Here is a 25,430-nt window from a genome sequence, read left to right on the forward strand (position 1 = left end):
CCACTCGGTCCAACATGGCGGTATTGAAAACGTCAGACCATCGGCGCTCCGATTTGAAGGGGCTGAGGGCGGAACGCGTCAGGCTGCTTGAGCGTCAACGCGGGCCTTTATCCAACCGGTCGCGCAGCCAGTCGCCCAACAAGCTTATGGAGAGCGTCGTCGCGACGATCAGCACAGCAGGTGCAAACATGATCCAGGGCGCACGTGTCATATACTCTCGGCCATAGCCGAGCATGTTTCCGAGGCTCGTCATCGGGGGCTGAACGCCAAGGCCCAGAAAGGAAAGGCTGCTTTCCATGAGGATGATCTCCGGGAAGGTCAGCGTCATGGAAACAATGAGCGTCGACGAGATATTCGGTAGGATGTGCCGCAGATATACCTGCATTGGGCTCGCACCCAACTGACGAACAGCTCCGGCGTAGCCTTGCGCGCTGGCGGCGACCGCAAGCCCGCGTGCGATACGCGCGTAGCGTTCCCAGCCATAAAGTCCCATCAGTCCAATGAACAGCGGCAAAGCGTTTCCGAAAAACGCAAGCACCGACAGGGAAAGGATGAGGAAAGGCATGGCTGCCTGAAAGTCAGCGAGCATCAGGATGAACTGCTCGACGCGCCCACGAAAGTGGGCCGCAGCAAAGCCCATCGTGGTGCCAACGCACGCCGAAATCAGCGTTGCCCCAAGGGCGACCAGAATTGAGATACGAACAGATACGATCAGTCGCGATAGAATATCGCGTCCGAGTTCGTCTGTTCCAAGCACATGGTGCGGATGGTAGGGCGAGGCAAGCCGGTTAGGCAGATCAAGCGCGGTGTATTGGTACGGGGCGATTCCATCAGCAAGCAGCGCCATTATGACGATAAAAACGATCCAGAGCACGCTGGCGATGACGGAGAAAGGAATTCGGCGGTGTTTCGTGGTCTCTCGCGTGCCAGTCGCCGTTTCGGTTACTTTTCCCATCATGTTCATTGCTCAGCGCCCCCCGGTCGAGTTCGCGTTGGCCAGGCGCGGATCGAGGATGCCGTAGAGGAAGTCCACGATGAGGTTGGAGACCACCATTGTGGCGGCCACCAGCAGGAGAATACACTGCACAACCGCCAGATCGCGGGCTGTCACCGACACCACCAGCAGATTGCCGACACCCGGCCAGGAGAAGACGCTCTCGACCACAACCGAACCAGCGATCAGATTGCCGACCATGAAGCCGACAATGGTAACGGCAGGAATTGCGGCGTTCGGCAGGGCGTGACCACGCACAACTGCGGCCCATGGGATACCCTTGGCACTGGCAGTGCGAATGTACGGCTGCCCCAGTACCTCCAGCATTGCGCTTCGAATGAACCGTGCGAGCACGGCAGCGCCACCAACGCCGAGAGTGATGATCGGCAGGATTAGATGCTGCAGATCGCCCGTGCCGCCGGTCGGCAGCCACGCAAACCAGATTGCAAGGACTTGAACCAATACGAGACCGAGGACAAAGCTCGGCACCGTATATCCTGCGACCGCCGTGACCATGACGGCACGGTCAATGGCGCTGTCCCGATGCAAAGCGGCATAGAGACCGGCTGGAATACCGATGGCCAGTTTCATCAAAAGCGCAGGAAGGGTCAGCATAAGCGTTGCCGGGATACGTCCCAGAACAAGGTCAAGCGCAGGCCCGCCTCCACGCATCGACCGGCCGAGCTCGCCCTGAAAGATCGCTGCGAAGTAATGGAGATATTGCATCCAGAGTGGCAGATCCAGACCCCACTCCCGGCGAAAGGCGGCCATGGCCTCGGGCGAGGCGTCGTCCCCCATGATGCTGCGGGCCGGATCTCCCGAGAGCCTCAGGACGATGAAGGCGAACGTGACCACCAGCGCGATTGTCAGAACGGCACGCAAGACACGGATAGCAAAGTACCGAAACATCAGGTTCCAACCTTCTTGGTCGGCGGGTTGGTATGGACGGCATGACAAGCAACGGATCGTCCGTCCGGCAGAGTCGAGAATGTGGGGGAGACGCTCACGCACTGCGGCCGCGCGATGGAACAGCGAGGGTGAAACGCGCAGCCGGTCGGACGGGCTGCAGGGTTGGGTGGTTCGCCCTTGAGTATGATGCGCTCGCGCGTGCGCCGGCCTACAACAGGTACCGCTGAGACAAGCGCCTTGGTATAGGGGTGGGTGGGGCTCGAGAGCAAAAGATTTGTCTCGCCATATTCAACGATACGACCGAGATACATCACAGCCGTATGCTGACTGACTTGGCGAACCACTTTCAAATCATGACTGATGAAGAGGAGAGTAAGACGTAGGTCCTTTTGAAGGTCCATCAGTAGGTTGACGACCTGGGCCTGGATCGATACGTCGAGAGCCGAGACCGGCTCGTCGCAGACCAACAACGCCGGTTGCATGATCAGCGCCCGAGCAAGAACAGCACGCTGACGCTGCCCACCCGACAGTTGATAGGGCAGGCTCGAGGCATGACTCGCATTCAGGCCAACCGCATCGAGCATAGTCAGCGCTTCGTTGTTCCGCTTCGATGCAGCGCCGATGTCATGGATGTCCAGTGGCTCCCGGACCTGATCGAGGATCGACAGTCGGCGGTCCAGCGCGGCGAGTGGATCCTGATAGATCATTTGCATATGGGTGCGCATGCGGCGCCACGCTGGTGTATCGGCGGGCGGCAGTTCATTCCCTCGGAAGAGCACATATCCGCTGTTCGGCCGTTCAAGGCCGAGCGCGATTCGTCCTGTGGTTGATTTTCCCGATCCGGATTCGCCAACGAGAGCCAGCGTCTGCCCCTCTTTTAGAGACAGTGACACTTCTTCAACAGCGTGGACAGGCACCTTTGTTCCGAAGAGCCCCTGCCGCGTCGAATAGCTGCGCGAAATGCCGTGCAGGTCAAGAATGGTTGCAGTCATGCCAGCACGCTTGCCTTTAGTTTTAAGGGCTGTTGGGCCTCCGTGGCGGGCCCTGCTATGCAGGCGGAGAAGCGGCCGACTTCGGTTTGCTTGAGTGGCGGAATGGTCGCTTCACAAACCGGCATGCGTTGCGGACAGCGGGGCGCAAACGGGCACCCTGGAGGCATGTTTGCCTGCTCCGGCACCTGCCCCTCGATGGAAATGAGCCGTCGCAACGCGCCTCCGAAAGGCGGCAAGGCCGCAAGGAGTCCCTGCGTATAGGGATGCCGCGGACTAGCAAAGATCGAGTCTGACGGCGCTGTCTCGACGACGCGGCCGCCATACATCACTATGATGCGCTCGCAGGTTTCGGAAACGACGCCGAGATCGTGGCTGATGAGAACAAGAGCCATGCCCGTCTCGCGCCGAATGGTGGTCAAGAGGTCCAGTATCTGGGCTTGGATTGTCGCGTCGAGCGCGGTGGTCGGCTCGTCGGCAACCAGGACGTCCGGCTTTCCGGCGAGCGCCGTGGCGATCATGACCCGCTGGTTCTGACCGCCGGACAGTTCATGGGGAAAAGCGTCGAAGCGACGTCCCGCGTCCGGCAGGCCAACGAGCTCGAAAAGACGTTTTGTCTCGCCCCGGATGTTCGAGCCCGACACCCCCTGATGTCGCGCGAGAACTTCGCCAACCTGCCGACCAATTCGGATGACAGGATTGAGCGCGCTGGACGGGTCCTGGAAGATCATCGCCACGCGTCCGCCCCTGATCCGGTCGAGCCGCATCGCTGATGCGCCACGCAGTTCTTCCCCTTCCAGCCGAATGCTTCCCGACACGGTAGCCGTGCGAGGCAGCAACCCGAGCGCAGCAAGCCAGGTAACCGACTTGCCGCTACCTGACTCGCCTACAATACCGATTGACTCGCCCCGTGCGACCGTGAGATCGACTCCCCTAATTACCTGGACGCCGCTGAAGTCGACGGAGAGGCCTTCGATCGTGAGCAACGGTTGCGACGACGAAGCCGCCGGCAAAGCGGATGCTGGTGCAGTGCCGGCGAGATTTGCCATCGCCGTCCCTCCTCGCGTGGTCATCAGTTTTGCGTATAGGCGGCGTTGAACGGACCGAAGTTCAGGTCAAGTGTCTGCCCCGGGACCCAGGCGATATCCTTACGCTTGCCATAGAACTGACCGGAACCGTGGAGGATCACGCAAGGAGGATCTTCCCGGTCGACGATGTCGAGCATCCGGCGGATGATCGACCGGCGTGCCTGCGGATCGGCGGTTTCCTTCAGCTTTTCGCCAAGTCCGAAATATTCTTCGTTGCTCCAGATACCCTCTTTGACGTTCGCCCCAGATGGTCCGAAGACGCGCCAAGCGTGGCCGAGCGGGTCGGGGAAGGTGGCGGTGTTCGAACTCTCGTAGATCGCGTTGATCGGCTTGCTTTCGATCTGGGCGAAGTTCTCCATCATCTGAAGCTCGACATTGATGCCGACCGCTCGCCACATCTCGACCATTATCTGCGCGCCAGAGACCTGGTTGGGATAATAGTTGTTGAGCAATCGGTAGGTGATTGTTTCACCATTGTAGCCGCTCTCGCGTAGGAGTTGACGCGCCAAATCGGGGTCGTATGCGAGACCGGGGAAGTCCTCGATATACGCATCGCCGAAGCTGGGGAGTTGGTAGCCGTTGGGAATGAGTAGCATATCATGCCAGAGCGCCCGGACGATGGCCTCTCGGTCGATCGCGAGGCTGAGGGCGCGGCGCACGCCTTCCTTGCCGAGGATCGGACCGGTCGTATCGATATTCAGCGCCCGGATATTCTGAACGGGGCCGCCGGAAACTTCGAGCTCGGGGTGCTTCTCGATTTCCGAGAACATGTCGGGAGAGAGATCCGTGATTAAGTCCACTTCGCCAGCCATGAGCGCGTTCGCCCGTGAAGCCAGTTCCGGGATGATCCTGAAGTGAATCCCTTCTAAGGGCGGCAGCCCACCCCAGTAGGCATCGTGCGCGGCCAGAACGACTTCGACATCGAGAGATTGGCTGACGATCCGATACGGTCCTGTTCCGACCGGCGCAGCCGTCCAGGCATCCCAGGAACCTGCCGCTCCGAAAGCACGCTTGCTGACGATTTCCGAGCCCCACGAGGCCAGCCGTTTCTCGAGCAATGCATCATCGCCTTTGGCATGAACGATGACGGTGTGGCTGTCGACGATGTCGACCTTGTCGATGGTGTCCAGAGTCTCCATGGCAGTGACCTTTCCTGCCATGTCTGGGCCAAGCAGGTGCTCAGGACTCAAAGTGAAGGCGACATCCTCTGCGGTGAACTCACCGTCATCATGGAACTTCACACCCTTTCGCAGGAAAAGACGAACTGACTTGGCGTTCACACGTTCCCAACGCTCCGCAAGGGCCGGACGTAACCTCATAGCGGACGTATGATCGAAGGCGAACAGTGTGTCGAACATCTGCGGCGCTATGCGCCGTGTCGCGGTGTGAGCATACAAAACAGGCTCGACGGCGGGCGGGAAGCCGGACATGCCGATCCTAAGGGTGCGGCGAGCGGCGCCCTGGGCCTTCGCTGAAGGTACCCCGGTCATTCCCAGAAGACTGCTGGCCGCCCCGGCTACCAATAGATTACGTCGCGTTATCGAAAACATGTGCGTACTTGGCTCCTGTGTAGCTTCGCGAAGCAACGACATCGCTTCGGGCTGGGGGATTTCTTTTCTACGTCCATGAGCACTTCTCGGTGCCAGGCGAGAACAAGCGGGATTACTCACCTCATGTGCTACAACAGCATGACAATCATCGAATAATGCGATAACAAACCCGCGCTTTTGGATGAATTCAGGAGGCGGCTACAATCGGTCATGGCAGACGATAAAGATCTTTCGCTCAACGCTGTTCGGGCTTTCGTGCAGGTCGCACGCGACAAGACCGTCACCCGGGCCTCGAAGACGCTTGGCATCACCCAGAGCTCGGTGAGCCGCCACATCGCGGTGCTGGAGGAGTATTTCGGCGCCAAGCTGCTCGAACGGCGCGGGCGTCAAAGCCAGCTCACGGATTTCGGGCGGCTGTTCGCCGATGCCGTCGCCGAACCTCTCGAGACGATCCTCTTCACGGCAAGGCGGATGCGCCGCCGCGGTGACAGGAAGGATGCCAACCGGCTCGTCATCAGAACCTCGCTCTCGACCTTCGCCTATACGCTGCTCATTCCGAACTTGAGCGACTTCTCGAAGGAAATGGGCGGCGTCACGGTCGACGTCATCAGCACCCTGTCGGCCCCTGCCTCGGACGACAGTTTCGACGTGCTCCTGACCCGGGACCTGACAGTAAGCGAACCGGCGGATCGCTGGGATTTCTATGACGAGCACCTCGTCTGCGTCGGATCGCCAAACTGTGTCGCCGGCCGCGGGCTCGAAGCGCTGCGCACCACACCGGTGATTGCAGTCACCTCGCGGCCGGACATCCTACCGATCTGGCTTCGCGGCATGGACCTGAAGACGTCGGATATTCTTTCGGGGGCGCGCTACGACCACCACTATCTGGCCCTCCCGGCGGTAACGACCGGCCAGACCCTGCTGGTAACACCCTATATCATCGTAGCGGACCTGATCAGGCAGTGCCTTCTGGACGTGCTTCCCGGCTCGCGGGCACCGAGCGGCATGCAATATCGGGCCTATGCGGTCGATCGCAGCGGCAATCCGGATCTCGCCCGAGCCTTCTGCCGCTGGCTCACTAGGCTCTGCCGGACAAAGACCGAAGAGGAGAGCACCGGGAAATAAATGCTGGCCGCGATGATGCATCGCAGAACGCGATCCTTTTGGCCGCGTTTCGCGATGCCACAACTAGCGAGCTAAGGGCGCCCCATCTAGCTCTGGGCATAACTCCCTGCTTTGAGGAAAGTCCATTGCCCTTACTCGCCAAAAGACTGCAGACCGTCCGCCCATCCCAGACAAAGGCCATGACTGCCAAGGCGAGTGCCTTGCGCGAACAAGGTGTCGATATCGTCACGCTGAGCCAGGGCGAACCGGACTTCGACACGCCAGAGGCCGTCCAGCAAGCCGGCATTGCCGCCATTCGCAATGGCAAGACGCGATATACCCCGGTTGCCGGAGTCAAGCCTCTGCGCGAGGCGATCCGAGAGAAGCTCTTACGCGACAACGGGTCCGATTACGAGATCGATCAGATCACCGTCGGGTGTGGCGCCAAGCAGATCGTTTTCAACGGTCTCTTCGCCAGCCTCGACGCGGGGGATGAGGTCGTCATCCCCACACCCTGCTGGGTCTCCTATCCGGACATGGTGCTGCTTGCCGGCGGCAAACCGGTGCTCGTCCCCTGCCCTGAGGAGTCGGGTTTCAAGCTGAAGCCGGAGGATCTGGAGGCGACGGTCACGCCGCGCACCAAATGGTTGATGCTGAACTCGCCGAACAATCCGACCGGCGCGGTCTACTCCAGGGCCGATCTGGCCGCCCTGGCCGAGGTCTTACGCCGACACAGCCATGTCCACGTCCTTTCGGACGATATCTATGAAAAGCTCGTCTATGACGTGCCCTTCGTGACGATGGCCGAGGCCGCGCCGGACCTCATTGAAAGGGTGCTGACGGTCAACGGCGTATCGAAGTCCAGCGCCATGACCGGCTGGCGCCTTGGCTACGGGGCTGGTCCGAAAGACCTCATCAAGGCGATGAACATGATCGAGGGCCAGACCTCGTCGCATACAAGTTCCATCTCGCAATATGCCGCGATTGAGGCAATTGCCGGCAACCAGGATCACATCGCCGAGTTCGTGTCCGCCTTCCGAAAGCGTCGCGATCTCGTCCTCGAGCAGATCAATCTGGCCGAGGGCCTGAGCTGCCGCGTGCCCGACGGCGCCTTCTATGTTTTCGTCTCCTGCGCCGGCGTCATTGGCAAGGTGACCGCCACGGGCAAGGTGATCGAGAGCGACATGGACTTCGCCATGTATCTGCTGGGGCAGTTCGGTGTCGCCGTGGTGCCCGGCAGCGGCTTCATGGCCTCACCCTATATTCGCATTTCCTATGCCGCATCAGAGGACGAGTTGAAGCGCGCCTGCGGCCGCATTCTCGCCGCCTGCACCGCCCTGTCCACTAAGCGAGAAGACGTATGAGCAAAGCGAAGCAACTGCGTGACCGCATGGCCGAACGCGGCCTCGTCCGGATCATGGCCGCCCATAGCCCGCTTTCGGCCGTCCTGGCCGAGGAAGCCGGTTTCGACGGGATCTGGGCCTCAGGCTTCGAGCTCTCCGCCCTTTACGGTCTGCCGGACATGAGCCTCATCTCGATGACGCAGCACCTTGACATGCTGCGGGCGATCGCTGGCCGGTCGTCGCTGCCGATTGTCGCCGATATCGACACCGGCTACGGCAATGCGATCAATGTCATCCATGCAATCTCCGAATATGAACGCGCCGGCGCCTCGGCGGTTGTCATCGAGGACAAGACCTTCCCGAAGGTCACCAGCCTCGCCGCCGGCGGCCGCCAGCAACTACTTCGGGTCGAGGAGTTTCAGGGCAAGATCGAGGCGGCCATCAGCACCCGCACCGACCCTAACTTCCTCGTCATCGCCCGGACAGAAGCGCTGATCGCCGGTCTCGGCGAAGAGGAGGCCCTGAAGCGCGCAGCAGCCTATGAAGCGGCCGGCGCCGACATGATCCTCATCCACTCGAAACAGAAGGCGCCGGACGAAGTTGAAAGCTTCGTGCGTGCCTGGAGCGGCAAGGCGCCAATCGTGATCGTGCCGACGGCGTATCCGGAGATGAACGAGGAACGTATCAACGCGCTCGGCAGGATCGCGATCGTGATCTATGGCAACCACGCGATCCGCGCTTCGGTCACGGCGATGAAGGATGTTTTCGCGCGCATCCTCAAGGATCGCGGCATCCACAACGTCAACCGAGACATCGTTTCCGTCGAGGAGGTGTTCCGTTTGCAAAGGATGGATCAGGTCAAAGTCGACGAGGAGTGCTTTCTGGAGTAACGGCCGACCGAACATTGTATCTGACTTTGACCAGTGGATGAGCTATCGCGATGACGAAGCGAGAAATTTGCCGGCTGCCGGAAGTCGTCCAAGCCGACATTGGCGCGATGAGGCCGCACGGCTGATCGCTGTCGAGGTGGAACGCATCCGGCGAGGTGGGAACATGCCGATGACACGAGAGACATTGGATGTGGCGGAAAGGCTGGCTGGCCACGTACTTGTGGCAGTTTCGTCGCTTCCTTAGGAACACCAGTGCGCAGGCGCGTCGCTGCTTGGTCAAGATAGACGGTGTTCCAATGAACGATGGCGCTGACGACGGGATTAAGACCGGAAGCGCGGAATGCCTTGGCTCTAGAATGTCCCGTTGCACTTAGTCGGTGGATGCCGTTTCAACGAGTTGTGTGTGTCAAGTTCTTGTGTGGATGCCAGCCGTTTTGCAAGGAAGAACCTGAAGTATGGACATGTGATCGAGTGCGGTCATGTGTCAGGCCTTAATTTGCGGCCGTTCCATATGCCGCGGGCCGGTATGGTGATGCGCGGATCAGGTCCAAATCAGCAAAGCGAGCTTGCGTGGGCTCTCAACTTGACTCTGGTTTTCCTGACCCCGATCTGATCGATCATTTGCCCATGCAGTTCATGCCTTCCTCACATCCCCGACGTCCCGGTCTCAGGTGCGTTGTTGCAAATCACGCAAGCACCGTCGCCGGATCTCGGTAGTCCTCCTGTTTCGTCAGCATGGCCCAGATGCCACGCGCCATCTTGTTGGCCAGCGCGATTGCCACCAGCATGCGCGGTTTCTTCAACATCAAGCGGGCAAGCCAGGAACCGTCGGGTGCGCGCCTCCGAGATGCCCATCGAACCACGGCCATGGCGCCGATGATGAGCAACCGCCGAATATCGCGCTGGCCCATCTTCGATACCTTCCCTAGTCGTTGCTTGCCGCCGCTCGACTTCTGCCGAGGGACCAGCCCGAGCCAGGCGGCGAAATCGCGACCGCACTTAAAGGCTTCCATCGGTGGCGCAAAGGTTTCAATGGCAAGGGCAGCGATAGGGCCGACACCGGGCATGGTTTGCAAGCGCCGAGATGTTGCAGCTTGCTTGGACAGCGTGTCGATCGTCTTCTTCAATGCCGCGAGCCGGCTGCTCAACTGGTCGATCTGGTCAAGGAGAGCGCTGCAGATGTCACGGACTAGATCCGGCAGGTCTGCGCTCTCGTCCTCGACGATCTCTGCCAGACGTGGCAGGTGGCCGATGCCTTGCGGAGCAACATAACCGAACTCATAGAGGTGCGCGCGCAGCGCATTCACCAATTCGGTTCTCTGATTCACGAACTGCTCTCTGGTGCGAAACACGATGGCCCGGGACTGCTGCTCCTTGGTCTTCGGTTCGACAAAGCGCATTGTCGGTCGTTGCGCTGCTTCGACGATCGCCTCCGCATCTGCGACGTCGTTCTTCTGCCGCTTGACGAACGGTTTGACATAGGCCGGGGCAATCAGTCTTGGCTCATGGCCAAGCCGAGCCATCTGACGGGCCCAGTAGTGGGAGCTGCCGCACGCTTCCATCGCCACGACACATGCCGGTTGACTCGCCATGAACTTGCAAAACTGCAGGCGCGACAGCTTCTTGCGGAACACAACCGATCCATCAGCTGCCGCCCCGTGCAGCTGAAAGACGTTCTTTGCCAGATCGACCCCAATGATGGTAACCTTTTCCATGGATGCCTGCCTCTCCTTTGCGTGGCGCTAACACCACAAACTTGGCACATTGCGATGCCGTCGGAGAAGGCTGGCATCCACCCCATCAGCAAAAATGGCGTGGCATTTAGCGGTGACGTTGGCGTGTCCGCCGCGCAGCCCCCGTGTTTAGCGGAGCGGCGGACATGGCGGGCCGCGTCTCAGGCGGCCAGTGCCCTCAAGTTCTCCTTCTTGTGCTCGCGCAGATGATCCATGTTGAGGTAGCGGGTCGCCTCGAGCCAGTTCTCGTGGATCTCCACCGCCAATGCCCGAACCAGCCGCAGACAGCTCTGCGGGTTGGGGAAGATGCGGACGACCAGGGTGCGCCGCTTGATCTCCTGGTTTAGCCGCTCCAGCATGTTCGTCGACTTCATGTGCTTGTGATGCGGCAGCGGCAGCCGGTAGAAGCTCAGCGTCTCCTCGATGTTGTTCTCCACCCAATCCACCAGCTTCGGGTATTTGGCCTGCCATTTGGCGATCCACTGCGCCAGGTCGCGCTTGACCTCGGCTAGGTCGCGCCGGTCATAGAACCATCTGAGCTCCATCAGGCAGTCGTCGTCGACCTTGCGCGGCACATAGTCGAGCGCGTTTCTGAGGAAGTGCACGTAACAGCGCTGCCAGACTGCCTCGGGCAGGACTTCGCGGATCGCTGCCCTGAGCCCCGGATGGTCGTCGGAGACGACGAACTCGACGCCGGCGAGCCCGCGCTGCTTGAGCCCTGTCACGAATGCGCGCCAGCTCGAATGGCTTTCACGGTTGGCCAGCTCCACGCCCAGCACCTGGCGCCGGCCCTCCCAGTCGACGCCGATCGCCTCCGTCATCTCGGCTTCCAAAGCCTCCTGCACCACAGTCTGCAAACGCTGCGGAAGCCGTCCTCATCCGACAACAGCAACGCTTTCAGCTCGCCTCTGCTCAGTCTAACTTCTCGCTTGGTCATGGCACTCCCCTACTACGGGAATCGGTGATCGAACGTCACCAGCGTGCCATGGCCGCCCCTCGCCTCAGAGCAAGGGCTGTTCTCTCTCCAAAGCTTTTGCAGAACCTTAGGACACTATCCGCGTGGGCGGACTGGCTCGACCATTCGGTGTCGGCGAAGTCGCTGATCAAGGCCCTTCCCCCCGGCACACCGCAGGTAGAGCAAGTCGGGTGACTTGAAACGAACGGCGCCCGATGTCGATCAGGGATGGGGCGGGGAGCGCACCACCTGCCGGGCCGGCTTGTCCTGGCGCTCGCCTTAGTACGAGACCTGACGCAGGAGATTGTCTTCCGTCCAGGTGAGATAGGTGACCTCGACCACCACTTCAGGCCTGACCAATGCACGCGCGACAGCTCAAGCGGCGAGCCGAACCGGCTCTCGCGCGGCGGCGGAACGTCGAGGGGCATTCGAGCTGTCTGAAGTGGCGCAAGCCGGCGAGCCAATCGCTTGAGCTCTGCAACCGTGATGCCCGTGCCGGCGCGGCCCGCATACAACAGACGACCATCATCGGTGTAGTAGCCGAGAAGCAGGGAGCCGATATGCGGCCGGCTTCCAGTCGGATCGGTCACCATCGGCGCATCAATCGCCGCTCGTCTAGGCAGCGGTCTTGATCTCGGCCATGACGCCGACAATGTCGTTCACCACCGTCTCGACCAGCTTCTGGTCGTCGCCCTCGGCCATAACCCGAATCAGGGGCTCGGTGCCGGAAGGCCGGATCACGAGGCGGCCGGACTTGCCGAGCCGGTTGCGGGCATCCTCGATCGCGGCCTTGACGGGTGCCGTCTCCAGGGGCTCGCCGCTGGAAAAGCGCACATTCTTCAGGAGCTGCGGCACCGGCTCGAACTTTTTGCAGATCTCGCTGACCGGCTTGTTCTGGCGCTTGATGCAGGCCAGCACCTGCAGCGCCGAGACCAGCCCATCGCCGGTGGTGGAGAAATCAGACAGCACGATATGGCCGGACTGCTCGCCGCCGACATTCAGCCCATGCGCGCGCATGTGCTCGACCACGTAACGGTCGCCGACCTGGGTTCGGTGAAGTTGCAGGCCGGCTTCACCGAGGAAGCGTTCGAGGCCAAGATTGGACATGACGGTGGCGACGATGCCGCCGCCTGCCAGGCGGCCGCTCTGATGCCAGGATTCGGCGATCAGCGCCATGATCTGGTCGCCGTCGACGACAGCGCCGTTCTCGTCGACGATGACGACGCGGTCGGCGTCGCCATCGAGCGCTATGCCGATGTCGGCGCGCACTTCATGAACCTTCTTGGAGAGGCCCACCGGGTGCGTCGAACCGCATTCCTCGTTGATGTTGAAGCCGTTCGGCTCGTTGTTGATGGTGATGACCTCGGCGCCGAGTTCCCAAAGCGCTGCCGGCGCCACCTTGTAGGCGGCGCCGTTGGCGCAATCGACCACGATGCGCAGGCCCGCCAGCGACATGGACCGCGGCAGAGTGCGCTTGGCGAATTCGATATAGCGGTCGTGCACGCCGTCCACGCGTTTGGCGCGCCCGAGCCCATCCGCGTCGGCCAGCGAAATGTCGACATCCTGGTCGAGCAGCGCCTCGATGCGCATCTCGATCTCGTCCGACAGCTTGTAGCCGTCGGGGCCGAACAGCTTGATGCCGTTATCGTAATAGGGGTTGTGCGAGGCCGAGATCATCACGCCGATATCGGCGCGCAGCGACCGCGCCAGCATGGCGACCGCCGGCGTCGGAATCGGCCCCAGCAGGAACACATCCATGCCGGCGGCACAGAAGCCCGCGACCAGCGCGTTCTCGATCATATAGCCCGACAGCCGCGTATCCTTGCCGAGCACGACGCGATGGCGATGGTGGCCGCGCTGGAACGACAGGCCGGCAGCCATGCCGACCTTCATCGCAACCTCGGCGGTCATCGGAAATTTGTTGGCCCCTCCCCGGATCCCGTCCGTTCCGAAATATCGTCTCGTCATCTTACTCGACGTGCCCCTATATTATTCACCCAAGTGTCGCCTCGTGGACATTCCCACAGGCAACCAGTGTCCGAGTGACTGGCCGCTTGCCACTCCGCATCTCTTTGCAGGATACCATGATTGTCAGGACGAAAGGTGTCCTTAGCTCACAATCTGGGGTGAGGACAAGAGCTGTACAAAATCTTGCGCTAAGCCCGAACGGATCGTGAAACTCATGCGGCTCGCCGGGTTGGGGTCGGTAGCCTAAGGGTTCGAAAGCCTTCGGGCATCTGATGCTCGGTGTCCCAGGTGTAGATGCCTGTCAGGTTGATATGTTCCCAACTCAGCGGCGAGCTATGCTTCAACAGCGTATCTGGAATGTTTCGCCCTGGCCTGCCGGCCATCTCCCCCGCAAGGAGGGAGATTGGCAGCTTCGCCGCTGCGCCCATCTCTGCAACATTGATGATTGGCGAAAGTTTGTGATTTTCCGTTAAACGTCGGCGGCTCTCAGCGCCTGTACGCGGGGAGTTGTTTGTCGCGTCGACGATTCCTGGGCATTGGTGCAAAGACGTTGAACTCCGATGCGATGTCGAGGACGGCTTTGGTCATTGCCCTTTGTCTAGTGCGCACGGTGCTCGTTGCCCGTTCTACATGGGTAGCGGTGGGCTGCCTTGAGCTGGATCAGTTTTAGGGCGAACGGCCTGGTTGAATTCCGGCTCGCGACCCCGTTGCGGGGCCAATTGCAGTGGCGTTGGCAAACGAGCCACCCCCCGGCCCTGCCGGTCATGCGTTCGCTGACCCAATTCCCGAAGCTCGTCGAGCATGGCGACGTCGAGCCGGTTGGGGCAATCTGCCATGCGCCTGCGCCGTTGCGGACCAGAGGCCGCGATAGCACCGGCGCAATTAACCAGCGGTGTTGCGTCACCCAACTCTTGTACCACGCCTTGTGACCCGGTCCGGATTGCACCAGACGGAGTTTCCAATGCGTTTTTCGACTCGGCTCACCCCTCGTATCGTAAGCTTCTGTGTCCTTGCACGTTCGGGCACCGCCTCAGCAGCTCGCTTTGTGTCCCGCGTCCAATCGTCGACGACAGTGAGGATGTGGAAGGGTCGGAGACGAAGTCGAGCGATCACCACTGCTTAAGACTCGGCGGTACCAGCATCGGCACGGCCGCGGGCGGTCAGCTTCTCGCGATAGAACCGAAGAGCTCTTGTGGCAATCTCGTCGCCCATTCCCCCACATTTGCGACGGAGGCGGCGAATAGCCGAGATTTGTCTAACGCGAACATGCCCGCTCTCCACGACAACAGCCAAGCATTGCGAGCAGCGCGGAGCCGTGACGAACGACCTTCCAGTCGGCTTATCTCTCCTCGGAACTGTCGGCAATGTGGCCGCCGGTCTGCCGCCGCCACAGGCGGGCATACAGGCCGTCGCGTTTGAGTAGCTCCGAGGGGGAGCCCTCCTCAACGATGCGCCCTTTGTCCAGCACGACGATCCTGTCCATGCTGGCAATCGTCGACAGGCGGTGGGCAATGGCGATCACCGTCTTGCCCTCCATTATAAGCTCGAGTTTTTCTTGGACCGCCGCCTCGGCTTCACTGTCCAGGGCAGAAGTCGCCTCGTCTAGAAGGAGGATTGGCGCGTCCTTAAGCAGCACCCGAGCGATGGCGACCCGCTGACGCTGGCCGCCAGAAAGCTTCACCCCGCGGTCACCGACGAAAGCATCGTAGCCGGTGCGGTTTTCGCTGTCCTTGAGATCGGCCACGAAACCGTCCGCATCGGCCAGCATTGCGGCGCGTTCGACCTCCTCCGGCGAGGCATCCGGCCGGCCGTAACGGATATTGTCCCCGACAGAGCGATGGAGCAACGAGACATCCTGGGTCACGACCCCGATATTCTGACGCAGGCTTGCCTGCGTCACCGAACGGATATCCTGGCCGTCGACGAAGATTGCGCCATCGTTTACGTCAAAGAACCGCAGGAGCAGGCTGACAAGCGTTGACTTGCCGGACCCCGACATGCCGACGAGCCCGACCTTCTCGCCGGCGCGGACCCTGAGCGATAGATTCTCGATTACCCTTTTTCCTTGCCGGTATTCGAACCGGATATTCCTGAACTCGACCGTGCCGGCGATAACGGCCAGCGGCCTGGCTCCGGAGACATCGGTTACCGTTGAAGGCGTGGTGATGACCGGCATCGCGTCGCGTATCGTGCCCACAGCCTGGAATATCTGCTGTCCTAGCTGGAGAAAGGCCAGGGAGTTGGCGTTGAGCCGCTGAACGAGTGCGATTGAAGCAACAAATTGGCCGGTGGTGACAAAACCGGCCACGAGTCCCCAGAGCCCGACGGCGATGTTGGTCAGCGAAAGAAGGACGTTCAGCAGGACGACGCTGGTGTCGGTTGTTAAGTGGATGCGCCGTTCAAGCTGTTGCGTCTCGATGGCATCTCCCATGATGGTGCGCATTGCGTCCGCCTCGCTGCCTTCGGCCGCAAACAGCTTGACCACGTGGATGTTGCTGTAGAGGTCGGTCATGGCGCCGACGACGAGGCTGCGCGCGCGGGCAGAGTGGCGGGACCGCACGGCAAAATATGGCACTGCCACAACCGCGACTGCGACGTTCGCCACGATCCAAAAAAAGACCGGAAGCGCCAGCGGCCAGGACAGCGTGGCAAGCAGCGAAAGCGAACCGAGAAACTGCACGAGAAAATACGGTATGCTGGAAGACGCTACGACGATCTGCTGCTGCACAGCGGCGGCGAGTTGCGAAATGCGCGACGCCACCTGGCCGGCGAAGAGATCGTGGAAAAATGCAAGGTCCTGACGTTCGACCGCCTTGTAGCCATGCCATTGCATAGCCGCGGGCATGCACACGGACACTGCCTGGGAACCCAATGTCTTGGCGATGAACATCAGCAGCGGTTGCACGGGGAACATCAGCAGGCCGAGGAACGTGAGAATAGGCCAAGCTTCCTCAAGGAAAACCGCCGCACCGTTCGTGCTCACCCCGTCCACAATGATATACATGCCCCAGATCACCGCGAGGTTGATTCCCTCGACCGCCATCATGAAGACGGCGATGGCCGCCAAGGTGCCACGGAACATGCGTGCGAAATGCAGAATCAGCGCAAACGGACCTGTTGCCGGCAAAGGCGCGTAGGGGATATCCAGCGGGCGGACAAGCGTCTCAAAGGGACGATAGATGAAATGCAAAGGCGACATGGCGGGTCAAACCGGCTGATCAGAAGAATGGGTGCGGCGCATCGGAGGAGTGCGAGAGCGCTCGCCCCCTGAACTGCCAAGCGCACGTTCCTCGTCCACACACAATGCGTTCCTGGCGCGCTTCGAGCGGACCACGCAAGGCTGAGGGGCCACTTGAATGTACATGCGCGCTGTGGCCACGTTCGAGAGCTGCATAGGGTGGCCCTCGTAGTGCTGGTGGACGGCTTGGCTGAAGGAGGCGCGATCTACGAGGAGGCGCCGCGGCTGGCTATAGCGGTCCAGCTCCCCAGGTGTGGCTGGGTTCATCGTCCTGTTCTGGCCGTCTCATTGCGGGCATCGAGCACGCTCCTGGTTGATTTCTCGGTCCTCCACGACGCCCTGCCGACGTCTCACTTACGAGATCAACGCAATTTCCGTGCCGGATTCGCGCTCCGTTTCGTTCCACCGCTTGCTCGCCAGCCGGTGCCTAGCTGTAACGGCCAGCGGGTGGGGCTCCGACACTCTTGTTCAGTTTCGGACACAAAAAGGTCGCTATAGACATGCTCGGGAAGACCGGATGGAACCTCGAGCATGTAATCGTCGCACCCGAGCCGAATTTCATCCTCACCGGCTCCCGACCAGGGCGCTTGCTGAAAAGAAGCGCTTGCTGCCCAGCCATGAGTTCGCGGTAACCGCCGCAACCTTTTTCTGATATCGACCTGCGGGTTCACGGAAGAAGCCGATCCCGCGCGTCGCGCGATCGAGCGACTGCCGATCATCTGCGGGGAAGGACATTCCCTCACGACCTGATCTTTGAATCGGACATTTCGGTCGAACGAGTGCAGGAGCTACTTCATGACGGCGTTTAGAAGCCGGGGTCGCTAGACTGTCGCTGAAGATCGACCACGTTGCGAAAGAGCGGCAGTTTCGCCAGATCGAACTCGTCGAAGGTCGGGCCGTCGTGCTTGCTCACCGCGCAACGCACCGGTCCGATATTCTCCTCCAGCACGAAGGTGCCGGTCGCCTCGCCAGGGAGTTCAGCACCACTGCAGCGGAATTCCGGTTTATAAAACATTACCTTCACACTGATGCGATGGCAGTTAAAATGAAGAAATCCGAGCTACGCCATTATCGCAATAAACTGCCAAACCTGACTGAACGACTGCGTTCTCACTATAACTGCCAAGCGACACTTCGTGGATTTCGCGCCGGAAGGCTTCCGAGCCGAGATAGCGGTGAGAAAAATGGTCTTGATTGCCTGCCGAGTTGGGCCAGCGCCTTGTAGCTCTGGCGCTGCACGCTCGCCCGCGCAAAGCGGCGCAGGATCGATTCCGCATCGGCCGTGCGGTGCTGCAGGGCCGCCCGCATATTTGATCAACTCGTCATACTGCTGCTCAATGAGGTTCCAGTCGATCGCCCGTGTCAGGATTGGCAGAGGTTCGGGAGCTCGCGCGCCATTTCGGTGTCGGGCACCCCGCACTTCATCGGCAAGAGAACGGGCGACGGTTCCGGCCACGGTCGCCAACCATCTGGTGGCGCACCGCGACGGTCCGGCTCTTATGCCAGGGCGAACTGGGGAGCACATGCGCCCCTGCCATGACGCACGCATCCAGAAGGAAGAGGTGAGAGGTTACCCGAACGGATGTGATGAAGTGGGAGGCGCATCGCGTCCGACCATCCGTGGAATCGGCAGCCTTGATCAAGGTCTGCGACGTCTGACCAAGGCCATCCATGGCGGAGTGCTCTCGCTGAGGTTAAAGGCAGCCTCTTCGGCCTCGTACCGGGTCAGCCCGGTGAGCGGCCGACCGTATCTCTCGGCGGGAAGCCCTGTCAGGCTATCGATCACAGACCACAGCCCTGATTCCGACGGCAGAATCTTGTAGCGCCTCATCGAGCCCTCGCTTGCTAGAAGCACAGAGAACTCCCGCTTTACCGCAAAGTTCCGCAGTGCAGCATCAAAATGTTGCGACGCACTATGAGGGATGCAGTTCATATGACGGGCGGGGTCCTTTTGGCGCGTTGACCGGCTGCCGGGTGCTGGTCGCCGGCCCGGCCGGCTTGATAGGGCAGCTCTGGGGCGCCTTCGATGCGGTGGGCCTCGGCGACGACGGTTTTGGCGCGAACTTCGTCAACAACGCCGCCGCAAAGTCTGGCAGCGGTGAGCAGCTTCTACAGCGGTCCGTCTGCAGGTGCGAAGGGCGAGCATGTGGTGGTGATCACTGACGATTCTTTTGAGACTGCCTCCGACGCAGCGCGTAAGATCTCCGGCGAGGCCGTCGCGACATCATCGTCTACTACTGACACGACGATTTTAGCAAAATGGCGAAGCTGGCGTATGTCACCGCCCGCTGAACAGCAACGGCGAAGCTTTTTTTCATCTCGGCCGTCGCCTGGAGCCTTCTGCTCGTCCTCCTGTGGTTTTTCGGCGGCGAGCACCTTGGCACGATGCTCGGCATGCCGCCGGTCGACCCGCAGGCAGCACCAGTCATCAGCCCGATAAGATTCCTGACGCCGGCATTCCTCTGGTTTTACGGATATTTCTTCGCCGGTATGGGCGTATTCTACCTTTTCTGGGCGCTGTATTCCCCGCATCGCTGGCAAAACTGGTCGATCCTTGGCTCTGGTTTGATTATTTTCGTCACCAATTTCATCGTGCAGATCAGCGTGGCGCTCAATGACTGGCGCGGCATGTTTTACGATATGGTGCAGAAGGCGCTGACCACGCCGGGCTCCGTTTCCCCTGCCGAGCTTTACTACGGAGTATGGCAGTTTCTGTCCTTGGCCTTGGTCTATATGAGCATCGCCGTTCTGAACGTCTTTTTCGTCAGGCACTATGTGTTTCGCTGGCGCACCGCGATGAACGATTATTTTACCGCTTACTGGCCGAGGCTGCGCCATATCGAAGGGGCGTCGCAGCGCGTTCAGGACGACACGATGCGCTTCTCCGGCACAATGCAGGGGCTCGGCGTGAACTTCATCGACTCCATCATGACCCTGATTGCATTCCTGCCCTTGCTGGCCTCCCTTTCTCTCCATGTCTCAACGCTCCCAATCGTCGGAGCAATCCCTTATCCGCTGGTCATTGCGGCGATCGCCTGGTCGCTGTTTGGCACCGGCTTGTTGGCAGTCGTCGGCGTCAGGCTGCCCGGGTTGGAATTTCGCAATCAGCGGGTTGAAGCCGCGCTGCGCAAGGAACTTGTCCTCGGCGAGGACGATACGGCACGAGCGCAGCCACCAACTCTGGCCGAGCTTTTCAGAAATGTTCGCAAGAATACCTTAGCTCTTGGCATTAACATTTGGCGTTTTCCAGCAAATTGTCACCGCCTTTCCACAAGTCGCCACTTCGTTCCAATATCTCGTGAATTCCTGGCCGACCATCGTCGAGCTGATATCCATCTACAAGCGCCTGCGCGCCTTCGAGGCGACGCTTGAAGGGGCGCCGCTGCCGGAAATCGACCAGGACTATTTGGTGCGAGAGCGGGCCGGCTTGCGCCTTGAGGATCAGCCGGTAAGCTGAGCGTGGCGGGCGGCGAGCGCTTCGGCTCAGCCGCCCACCGACGCCTGCTTTTCCCCGGCGCGTTGGCGCGAAACATAGTCGCGATAGCTGATGCGGGCTTGGTGCAGACCTCGCCGGCGAAGCGCTCCAGCGCATGCCAGTAGGCGCCGTGATTCATCAGCGTGAAATGGAACCGAGTTCCAGCGGAATGCGTTTGCCCTGGTACTGCATATCGAAGGCGGTGCGGAAGGCGTCATAGGTCGGCGAATTCGTCCGCCTTGCCCGGCCGCCTGAAGCCGCCGGAATGCCTGATACAAAGATTTTAATCCATCGCGATCACCCGCTTTGTGTCGGGACCTTCCGGAATCTGCGGCAGCGAGAAGCGTGTGATGCCGTCGTGGGTCGGTGGGCGGGCAGGGCCGCGCGACACACCGCTCCCGTCGAACAGATAGCCCGCTGACAGCGGTTTCCATGTTCTTGAGGCGGCTCCGAACCGGCGGGACCGACGATGACATCGGCACCGTCGACATGATGCGGCAGACCGGCAAGTCCAAGAGCTGTATATGGCGTTGGCAGAGCGCTTCGCCGCCGAAGGCTTCAAGGGCTGTTGCACGACGCGGCCCTCGCGTATTGCGGCTCTCGCCAGAATTATGAAATACATTGCGGTACTATGCAATTTCAGTAACAAATAAAGTTAACATTCTTTTCACTTGAAATTTGGGGCTTGTTATTCAACATTAGGCGGTCGACCCGCGGCAGCCTGGCTGTGCCCTGCATGACGATGATTCGATCCGAAAGCAGGAAGGCTTCGTCGATGTCGTGACGAAGACGACCGTCGTTTTGAACTGCTCCCAAACCTCGAGCAGCAGTTCCTGCATCCTGAGCCGTGTAGCCGAACGGAGACAGTCGAGAATGCTGCCAACGGAATTGTGCGCGGGATCAAGGAGCCTGCGAGGGCTGGAGCGCGATCGGTGAGTGGAGGGGTATTCCTCTGAGCGTCTTCCTCCAGCATGTTGGCGCGGACATGACAGCCAAATATGTCGGCTTAAAATGCGGACCGCTATTATTCCAGTATCGTTATGTCGACAGCACTGCACCCGCACACCCATCCCGGCTCGATTTCGGGAAGGATTCTTGCCGCTCAAATATTGTTCACCGATGAAGGTTAGGGTGTCGATCAAGCTCGGCTTCAAGAACCCCAAGCATATCCTAGAGGTGTTCGTCGCCAATGATTATCCGGGCGGCTACTGGGAAGACCAGGCTCAACTGGTTCAGTGAGCTGTGAACAGCACCGCCGCCAGCCTTGGGTGCCCTAAACTTCCACGATCGACTGATAGGCTATTGACCCGCGGCGGGTGTACCCTCAGCGATCATGCGAAGATCGTGTGACTGTCCAAGTTTTCCCAATAAACAGGCATCCCACAGATGGGGCACTCGGCTGCTGCGGGTCACCGTCGACGACAGTCACACTTACTGAACTCGATTTGATTGTTAAACCTCGGTCTTAAGAGCAGCAGTGCTGACTCAAGCTTCTTAACCGATGTCGAAATGAGTTTGGCCGCGGGCATGGCACGCGCAAGCGGAGCACCCTGGCCAGCCCATTATGCTCCGAATCCGCGCTCATTTCTTGCTTTTGCAGCAGAATGCAGCGCCTTTCCAGCATCGTAGGCGATCTCTGGGCAAACGGACCCCTACGATCTGCCATCAAGATTCGCCGACGATTGGGCCTGACTGGCCCCTTTTTTGCTCCACCTTTCCTAAGCCCGCTGCAGTTGTCGGACCGGCTCTGGTCCTGCCGGCTGAGGCCGTGAATGCGCCTCAGACGCCACCGCCATGAAAGCCTGAAGTGCCGCGGAGAGATACTCGTCGCTCCGCGTCACAAAAACAGTCGGCGCCGACCGCAGATTGTCAGGTAGCGGGTGTATGATGACCTGTCCGTCGGCTGCCGCATCCTGAACGACCCCCCGAGGTAGCATGGCCATCCCTAACCCGGCGGCGACGCAGCCGATGATCCCGTCCATTGTTCCGAGTTCCATCCAGCGGACATGCGTTACCCCACACGCCGCCAGGAACATGTCCATGCGCCGGCGATAGGAACAGCCCGATCGAAAAGCGAGGACCTTCAGAGCCGGCGATGCGGCCAAGGCCTTCAGATCCGAAAGCTCGCGAAACCGCGGCGAGGAGATCACAACGAGCTCCTCTTCGACGATCGATAGGCTCTTCAGTTCGGGATGAGCGATGGGGCCGGAGACGAACGCGCCATCCAGTTTGCGTCCGACGACCTCGCTGACGAGCTGTTCCGTCGGGGCAGCCTCCACCAGTACGTCGACCTCTGGATATTCTGCAGCATAGCGGATCAGGATCGGTGGAAGGCGAAGCGCTGCAGTGGTCTCCATGGAGCCGATCCTGAGTAAACCGCACGGCGTACCGCGGTCTGTGACGACGCGCTTGGCTTCGTCCAGAAGCTCTCCGACGCGCTCGGCATAGGGAACGAGCTGAATGCCGGTGGCTGTCAGTGTAACCCCTCGCCTGGACCGATGAAAAAGCGGAGCACCGATTTCCTCCTCAAGCGATTTTATTCTCGCGGTGACGTTGGATTGCACCGTGTTGAGCACACCGGCAGCCCCTCCGATACTGTTTGCTCTCACCACCGCCTGGAAAAACCTGAGGTCGGCGCTGTTCATCGGCCATCTCCTTTTCAGATGAAAAACATCTGATCTAATCGTTTGTCTTAAGTCAAGTGTCGCAATAGCGTCAAAGAAAAATTTCCGGGAACATTCCTCAAACTGGGAGAAGTATTGATGACGATACGAACGCGTCTGACAGAATTTTTCGAAATCAAGCATCCCATCATCCTTGCCCCGATGACACCGGCCGCGGGTGGCGCGCTTGCGTCCGCCGTCGCCGACGCCGGCGGTCTGGGCCTGTTGGGTGGGGGATATGCTGATCGTCAATGGTACGAAACAGAGTCGTCGCTGATCACCAATGAACGCGTTGGCTGCGGGTTCATCGCCTGGGCAGTCGAAGCCGACCTTGATCTGTTTGACTGCGCACTTGCGGAGCGTCCGTCCGCGATGATGCTTTCGTTTTCGGATCCGGCGAAGCTCGCGGCACGGGTCAAGCAGGCGGGTGTTCCGCTGATTTGCATGATCCACACACTCGAACATGCCCGGCGCGCAATCGACGTTGGCGCCGACGTTCTTATTGTTCAGGGGACCGAGGCCGGCGGCCATGGCCTGGTCGCGCGGTCAACGATGCCCTTCGTTCCCGCAGTCGTGGATCTGGTGGCAAAGATTTCGCCTTCTGTCATTGTCGTGGCGGCAGGCGGCATTGCCGACGGTAGGGGCCTGGCCGCTTCGCTGATGCTCGGAGCAGACGGGGTCCTGATGGGAACCAGGTTCTGGGCTACGCGCGAGTCGCTCATCCATCCGGCAGCCAAGGACAAGGTAGTCGCTGCCTCTGGCGACGAGACAATCCGGACTTCCGTCTACGATATCGTCCGTCAGAAGGCCTGGCCCGCTGGCTATACCGGCCGACTGCTCAAAAACGGCTTCATCGACAAGTGGCACGGGCGGGAAGAAGAGCTGCGCACGCTGCATTCCGAAGAATTGTCGAAGGTCGAGGCGGCATGGGCTTCTGGCGACTATGACACGGCCAACGTGACTGTGGGTGAGGCGGTGGGCCTCATCAACGATCTGCCGTCGGCGAAGGACATCGTCCGCCGAACGGTGCGCGAGGCAAGCGAAAGACTTGGCGTCTACGCATTCGATCAGCGCATCGCGAACTGACTTACCACGGCCCTGAAGAGAGGGCCGACTACTTTCAAAAACATAAAGGGGAACTGCAGCATGCAACAGCTACAGGAAAGGGGCGACTCGGTCCGCAAACCAGGTATCTGGACCGTCGTCCTTGCATCAAGCGCCGGCACGGTCATCGAATGGTACGACTTCTATCTTTACGGAAGTCTGGCGATTTTCTTCTCAACGCTCTTCTACCCTGCCAATGAACCGACGGCAGCTGTTCTGATCAGCGTCGCAACCTTTGCCACAGGCTTCCTCGTGCGCCCATTGGGAGCCCTGCTGTTCGGCAGCATCGGCGACCGTGTCGGACGCAAGAGCACGTTCTTGATGACGCTCATTCTGATGGGCATTGCGACCGCGCTCGTCGGCGTCTTGCCAACCTTTGAGACCGCGGGATATTTCGCGCCGATCGCTCTTGTGGTCCTTCGGCTCATCCAGGGATTGGCGATCGGCGGCGAATACGGCGGCGCCGCCGTTTACGTTGCAGAACACGCACCGGCGAACCGGCGCGGGTTCTTCACGAGCTTTATCCAGACAACGGCAACCGTTGGCTTTTTTCTGGCGATTGTCGTCGTGCTTACGTGCCGGCTGTCGCTCGGCGAAGAACTCTTCAAGCAATGGGGTTGGAGAATTCCGTTCCTGCTATCATCGGTTTTGATCGTGCTGTCCCTTTATCTGCGCCTCAAGCTGAGCGAATCCCCGGTATTCGAGGAGCTTCGCAAAGGCGGGAAGACCGCAAAGAGCCCAATCCGCGAGAGTTTCGCCACCGGTCATGGCGTGCGTTATGCAGCCTTTGCACTGTTCGGGGCGACCGCCGGCCTGGGGTGCGTTTGGTATACAGGCCAGTTCTACGCACTGTATTTCTTGCAAAGCGTGCTGAAGCTTGACTTCCTGACAGCGAACATTTGCCTTGCTGCTGCTTTGGTGATCGGAACGCCCCTCATCGTTTTCTTCGGCGCCTTGTCCGACCGGATCGGCCGCCGCAAGTTGATTGTCACCGGTTTCATTCTGGCAGCCGCGTTTTATGTTCCAATCTATCAGGGCATCGCCGCCGCCGTCGCTGCCCAGAACTTCGTTTTGGTAACAGCGCTGATCGTCGCCCAACTCGTTTTCGTAGGATTGGTCTATGGCCCTATGGCAGCTTTCCTCGTCGAGCTCTTCCCGGCGAAATTGCGCTACACCTCGCTCTCGCTGCCCTATCACATCGGCACAGGCGTGTTTGGCGGCTTTGTTCCCCTCATTAACCTGTCGCTGGTTGCCTACACGGGCAACATCTATGCGGGCCTGGCCTATCCCATTGCGATCGCGATCATGAGCGCAGTCGTAAATGTTCTCTGGTTCCCCTGCGCGCTGGCTGGGGAACCCGAGGCTGCCCCAACCGGCCTACCAGCGAGGGCAATCTGAATATTCACCGGGACGCCGAGTGCGCGTCC

16 protein-coding genes and 5 pseudogenes are annotated in these 25,430 nt (G+C 60.2%); 8 read left to right on the forward strand and 13 right to left on the reverse strand.

The window, feature by feature from the left end:
- Positions 1 to 94: 94 nt before the first annotated feature.
- The 5 genes from A9K68_RS29715 to A9K68_RS29735 are packed head-to-tail and all read right to left on the reverse strand — an operon-like array spanning position 95 to position 5,530.
- Positions 95 to 955 carry an ABC transporter permease gene (locus A9K68_RS29715; RefSeq protein ID WP_065012176.1) on the reverse strand — a complete coding sequence of 287 codons (861 nt, stop codon included), beginning with the start codon at positions 953 to 955 and terminating at the stop codon, positions 95 to 97.
- Positions 956 to 967: 12 nt separating this feature from the next.
- Entirely contained in the window at positions 968 to 1,903 is a 936-nt protein-coding gene (locus tag A9K68_RS29720) for an ABC transporter permease (RefSeq protein WP_065012169.1), read from the reverse strand.
- Positions 1,903 to 2,895, reverse strand: coding sequence for an ABC transporter ATP-binding protein (locus A9K68_RS29725; RefSeq protein ID WP_065012170.1), 993 nt, complete (start codon positions 2,893 to 2,895; stop codon positions 1,903 to 1,905). Before A9K68_RS29725 ends, A9K68_RS29720 begins: the two co-directional genes overlap by 1 nt.
- Positions 2,892 to 3,941 (reverse strand): ABC transporter ATP-binding protein, encoded by a 1,050-nt coding sequence (locus A9K68_RS29730; protein ID WP_065012177.1) that lies wholly within the window; start codon positions 3,939 to 3,941, stop codon positions 2,892 to 2,894. Before A9K68_RS29730 ends, A9K68_RS29725 begins: the two co-directional genes overlap by 4 nt.
- A gap of 23 nt (positions 3,942 to 3,964) precedes the next feature.
- Entirely contained in the window at positions 3,965 to 5,530 is a 1,566-nt protein-coding gene (locus A9K68_RS29735; protein ID WP_065012171.1) for an ABC transporter substrate-binding protein, read from the reverse strand.
- Between the two features lie 210 nt (positions 5,531 to 5,740).
- On the opposite strand from A9K68_RS29735, the gene A9K68_RS29740 reads away from it, so the two are divergent.
- The 3 genes from A9K68_RS29740 (at position 5,741) to A9K68_RS29750 (ending at position 8,867) form a co-directional block, all read left to right on the forward strand.
- Complete coding sequence (locus A9K68_RS29740) at positions 5,741 to 6,655, forward strand: LysR family transcriptional regulator (RefSeq protein ID WP_065012172.1); 915 nt, start codon at positions 5,741 to 5,743, stop codon at positions 6,653 to 6,655.
- A 179-nt stretch (positions 6,656 to 6,834) separates the two neighbouring features.
- Complete coding sequence (locus A9K68_RS29745) at positions 6,835 to 7,998, forward strand: pyridoxal phosphate-dependent aminotransferase (protein WP_065012173.1); 1,164 nt, start codon at positions 6,835 to 6,837, stop codon at positions 7,996 to 7,998.
- Entirely contained in the window at positions 7,995 to 8,867 is an 873-nt protein-coding gene (locus tag A9K68_RS29750; protein ID WP_065012174.1) for a phosphonopyruvate hydrolase, read from the forward strand. The genes A9K68_RS29745 and A9K68_RS29750 overlap by 4 nt, the downstream gene beginning before the upstream one ends.
- Before the next feature lie 686 nt (positions 8,868 to 9,553).
- Here the strand turns inward: A9K68_RS29750 and A9K68_RS29755 are convergent.
- Together A9K68_RS29755 and A9K68_RS29760 are read right to left on the reverse strand one after the other, a co-directional pair.
- Positions 9,554 to 10,582, reverse strand: coding sequence for an IS110 family transposase (locus tag A9K68_RS29755; RefSeq protein ID WP_065007842.1), 1,029 nt, complete (start codon positions 10,580 to 10,582; stop codon positions 9,554 to 9,556).
- Positions 10,583 to 10,761: 179 nt separating this feature from the next.
- A pseudogene (locus tag A9K68_RS29760) lies at positions 10,762 to 11,412 on the reverse strand (IS256 family transposase); the annotation flags it as partial.
- Positions 11,413 to 11,660: 248 nt separating this feature from the next.
- Between A9K68_RS29760 and A9K68_RS32130 the strand changes: the two are divergent.
- A pseudogene (locus A9K68_RS32130) lies at positions 11,661 to 11,750 on the forward strand (SOS response-associated peptidase); the annotation flags it as partial.
- A gap of 420 nt (positions 11,751 to 12,170) precedes the next feature.
- On the opposite strand, the gene glmM reads toward A9K68_RS32130, so the two are convergent.
- The 4 genes and pseudogenes from glmM to A9K68_RS32565 form a co-directional block, all read right to left on the reverse strand.
- A complete protein-coding gene (glmM, locus tag A9K68_RS29770) occupies positions 12,171 to 13,523 on the reverse strand; it encodes a phosphoglucosamine mutase (RefSeq protein ID WP_065007189.1) in 1,353 nt (450 codons plus the stop codon).
- Between the two features lie 1,339 nt (positions 13,524 to 14,862).
- Positions 14,863 to 16,722, reverse strand: a complete 1,860-nt coding sequence (locus tag A9K68_RS29775) for an ABC transporter ATP-binding protein (RefSeq protein ID WP_095780342.1) — start codon at positions 16,720 to 16,722, stop codon at positions 14,863 to 14,865.
- Positions 16,723 to 17,620: 898 nt separating this feature from the next.
- Positions 17,621 to 17,731 (reverse strand): annotated as a pseudogene (locus tag A9K68_RS29780) (phenazine biosynthesis protein PhzF); the annotation flags it as partial.
- A gap of 143 nt (positions 17,732 to 17,874) precedes the next feature.
- The gene (locus A9K68_RS32565) at positions 17,875 to 18,069 is read right to left on the reverse strand and encodes a Tn3 family transposase (RefSeq protein WP_141246626.1); all 195 of its coding nucleotides are present in this window, start codon (positions 18,067 to 18,069) and stop codon (positions 17,875 to 17,877) included.
- 1,008 nt (positions 18,070 to 19,077) lie between these two features.
- On the opposite strand from A9K68_RS32565, the pseudogene A9K68_RS29790 reads away from it, so the two are divergent.
- Positions 19,078 to 20,218 (forward strand): annotated as a pseudogene (locus A9K68_RS29790) (SbmA/BacA-like family transporter).
- Between the two features lie 26 nt (positions 20,219 to 20,244).
- Here the strand turns inward: A9K68_RS29790 and A9K68_RS32140 are convergent.
- Positions 20,245 to 20,669 (reverse strand): annotated as a pseudogene (locus tag A9K68_RS32140) (polysaccharide deacetylase); the annotation flags it as partial.
- 662 nt (positions 20,670 to 21,331) lie between these two features.
- Here A9K68_RS32140 and A9K68_RS31490 point away from each other — a divergent pair.
- Positions 21,332 to 21,475 (forward strand): hypothetical protein, encoded by a 144-nt coding sequence (locus tag A9K68_RS31490; RefSeq protein ID WP_176478097.1) that lies wholly within the window; start codon positions 21,332 to 21,334, stop codon positions 21,473 to 21,475.
- Between the two features lie 479 nt (positions 21,476 to 21,954).
- Here the strand turns inward: A9K68_RS31490 and A9K68_RS29800 are convergent, their stop codons facing one another.
- Positions 21,955 to 23,043: a LysR family transcriptional regulator gene (locus tag A9K68_RS29800; protein WP_246811263.1), complete on the reverse strand. Its 1,089-nt coding sequence runs from the start codon at positions 23,041 to 23,043 to the stop codon at positions 21,955 to 21,957.
- Here A9K68_RS29800 and A9K68_RS29805 point away from each other — a divergent pair.
- Positions 22,999 to 23,985 (forward strand): nitronate monooxygenase, encoded by a 987-nt coding sequence (locus A9K68_RS29805; protein ID WP_065011451.1) that lies wholly within the window; start codon positions 22,999 to 23,001, stop codon positions 23,983 to 23,985. The two genes, A9K68_RS29800 and A9K68_RS29805, sit on opposite strands and share 45 nt — an antisense overlap.
- Positions 23,986 to 24,045: 60 nt before the next feature.
- Positions 24,046 to 25,401 (forward strand): MFS transporter, encoded by a 1,356-nt coding sequence (locus tag A9K68_RS29810; RefSeq protein ID WP_065011452.1) that lies wholly within the window; start codon positions 24,046 to 24,048, stop codon positions 25,399 to 25,401.
- The last annotated feature ends 29 nt before the right edge of the window (positions 25,402 to 25,430 follow it).

Source organism: Mesorhizobium sp. AA22 (genome assembly GCF_001672375.2).
Classification (GTDB): Bacteria; Pseudomonadota; Alphaproteobacteria; order Rhizobiales; family Rhizobiaceae; genus Mesorhizobium; species Mesorhizobium wenxiniae.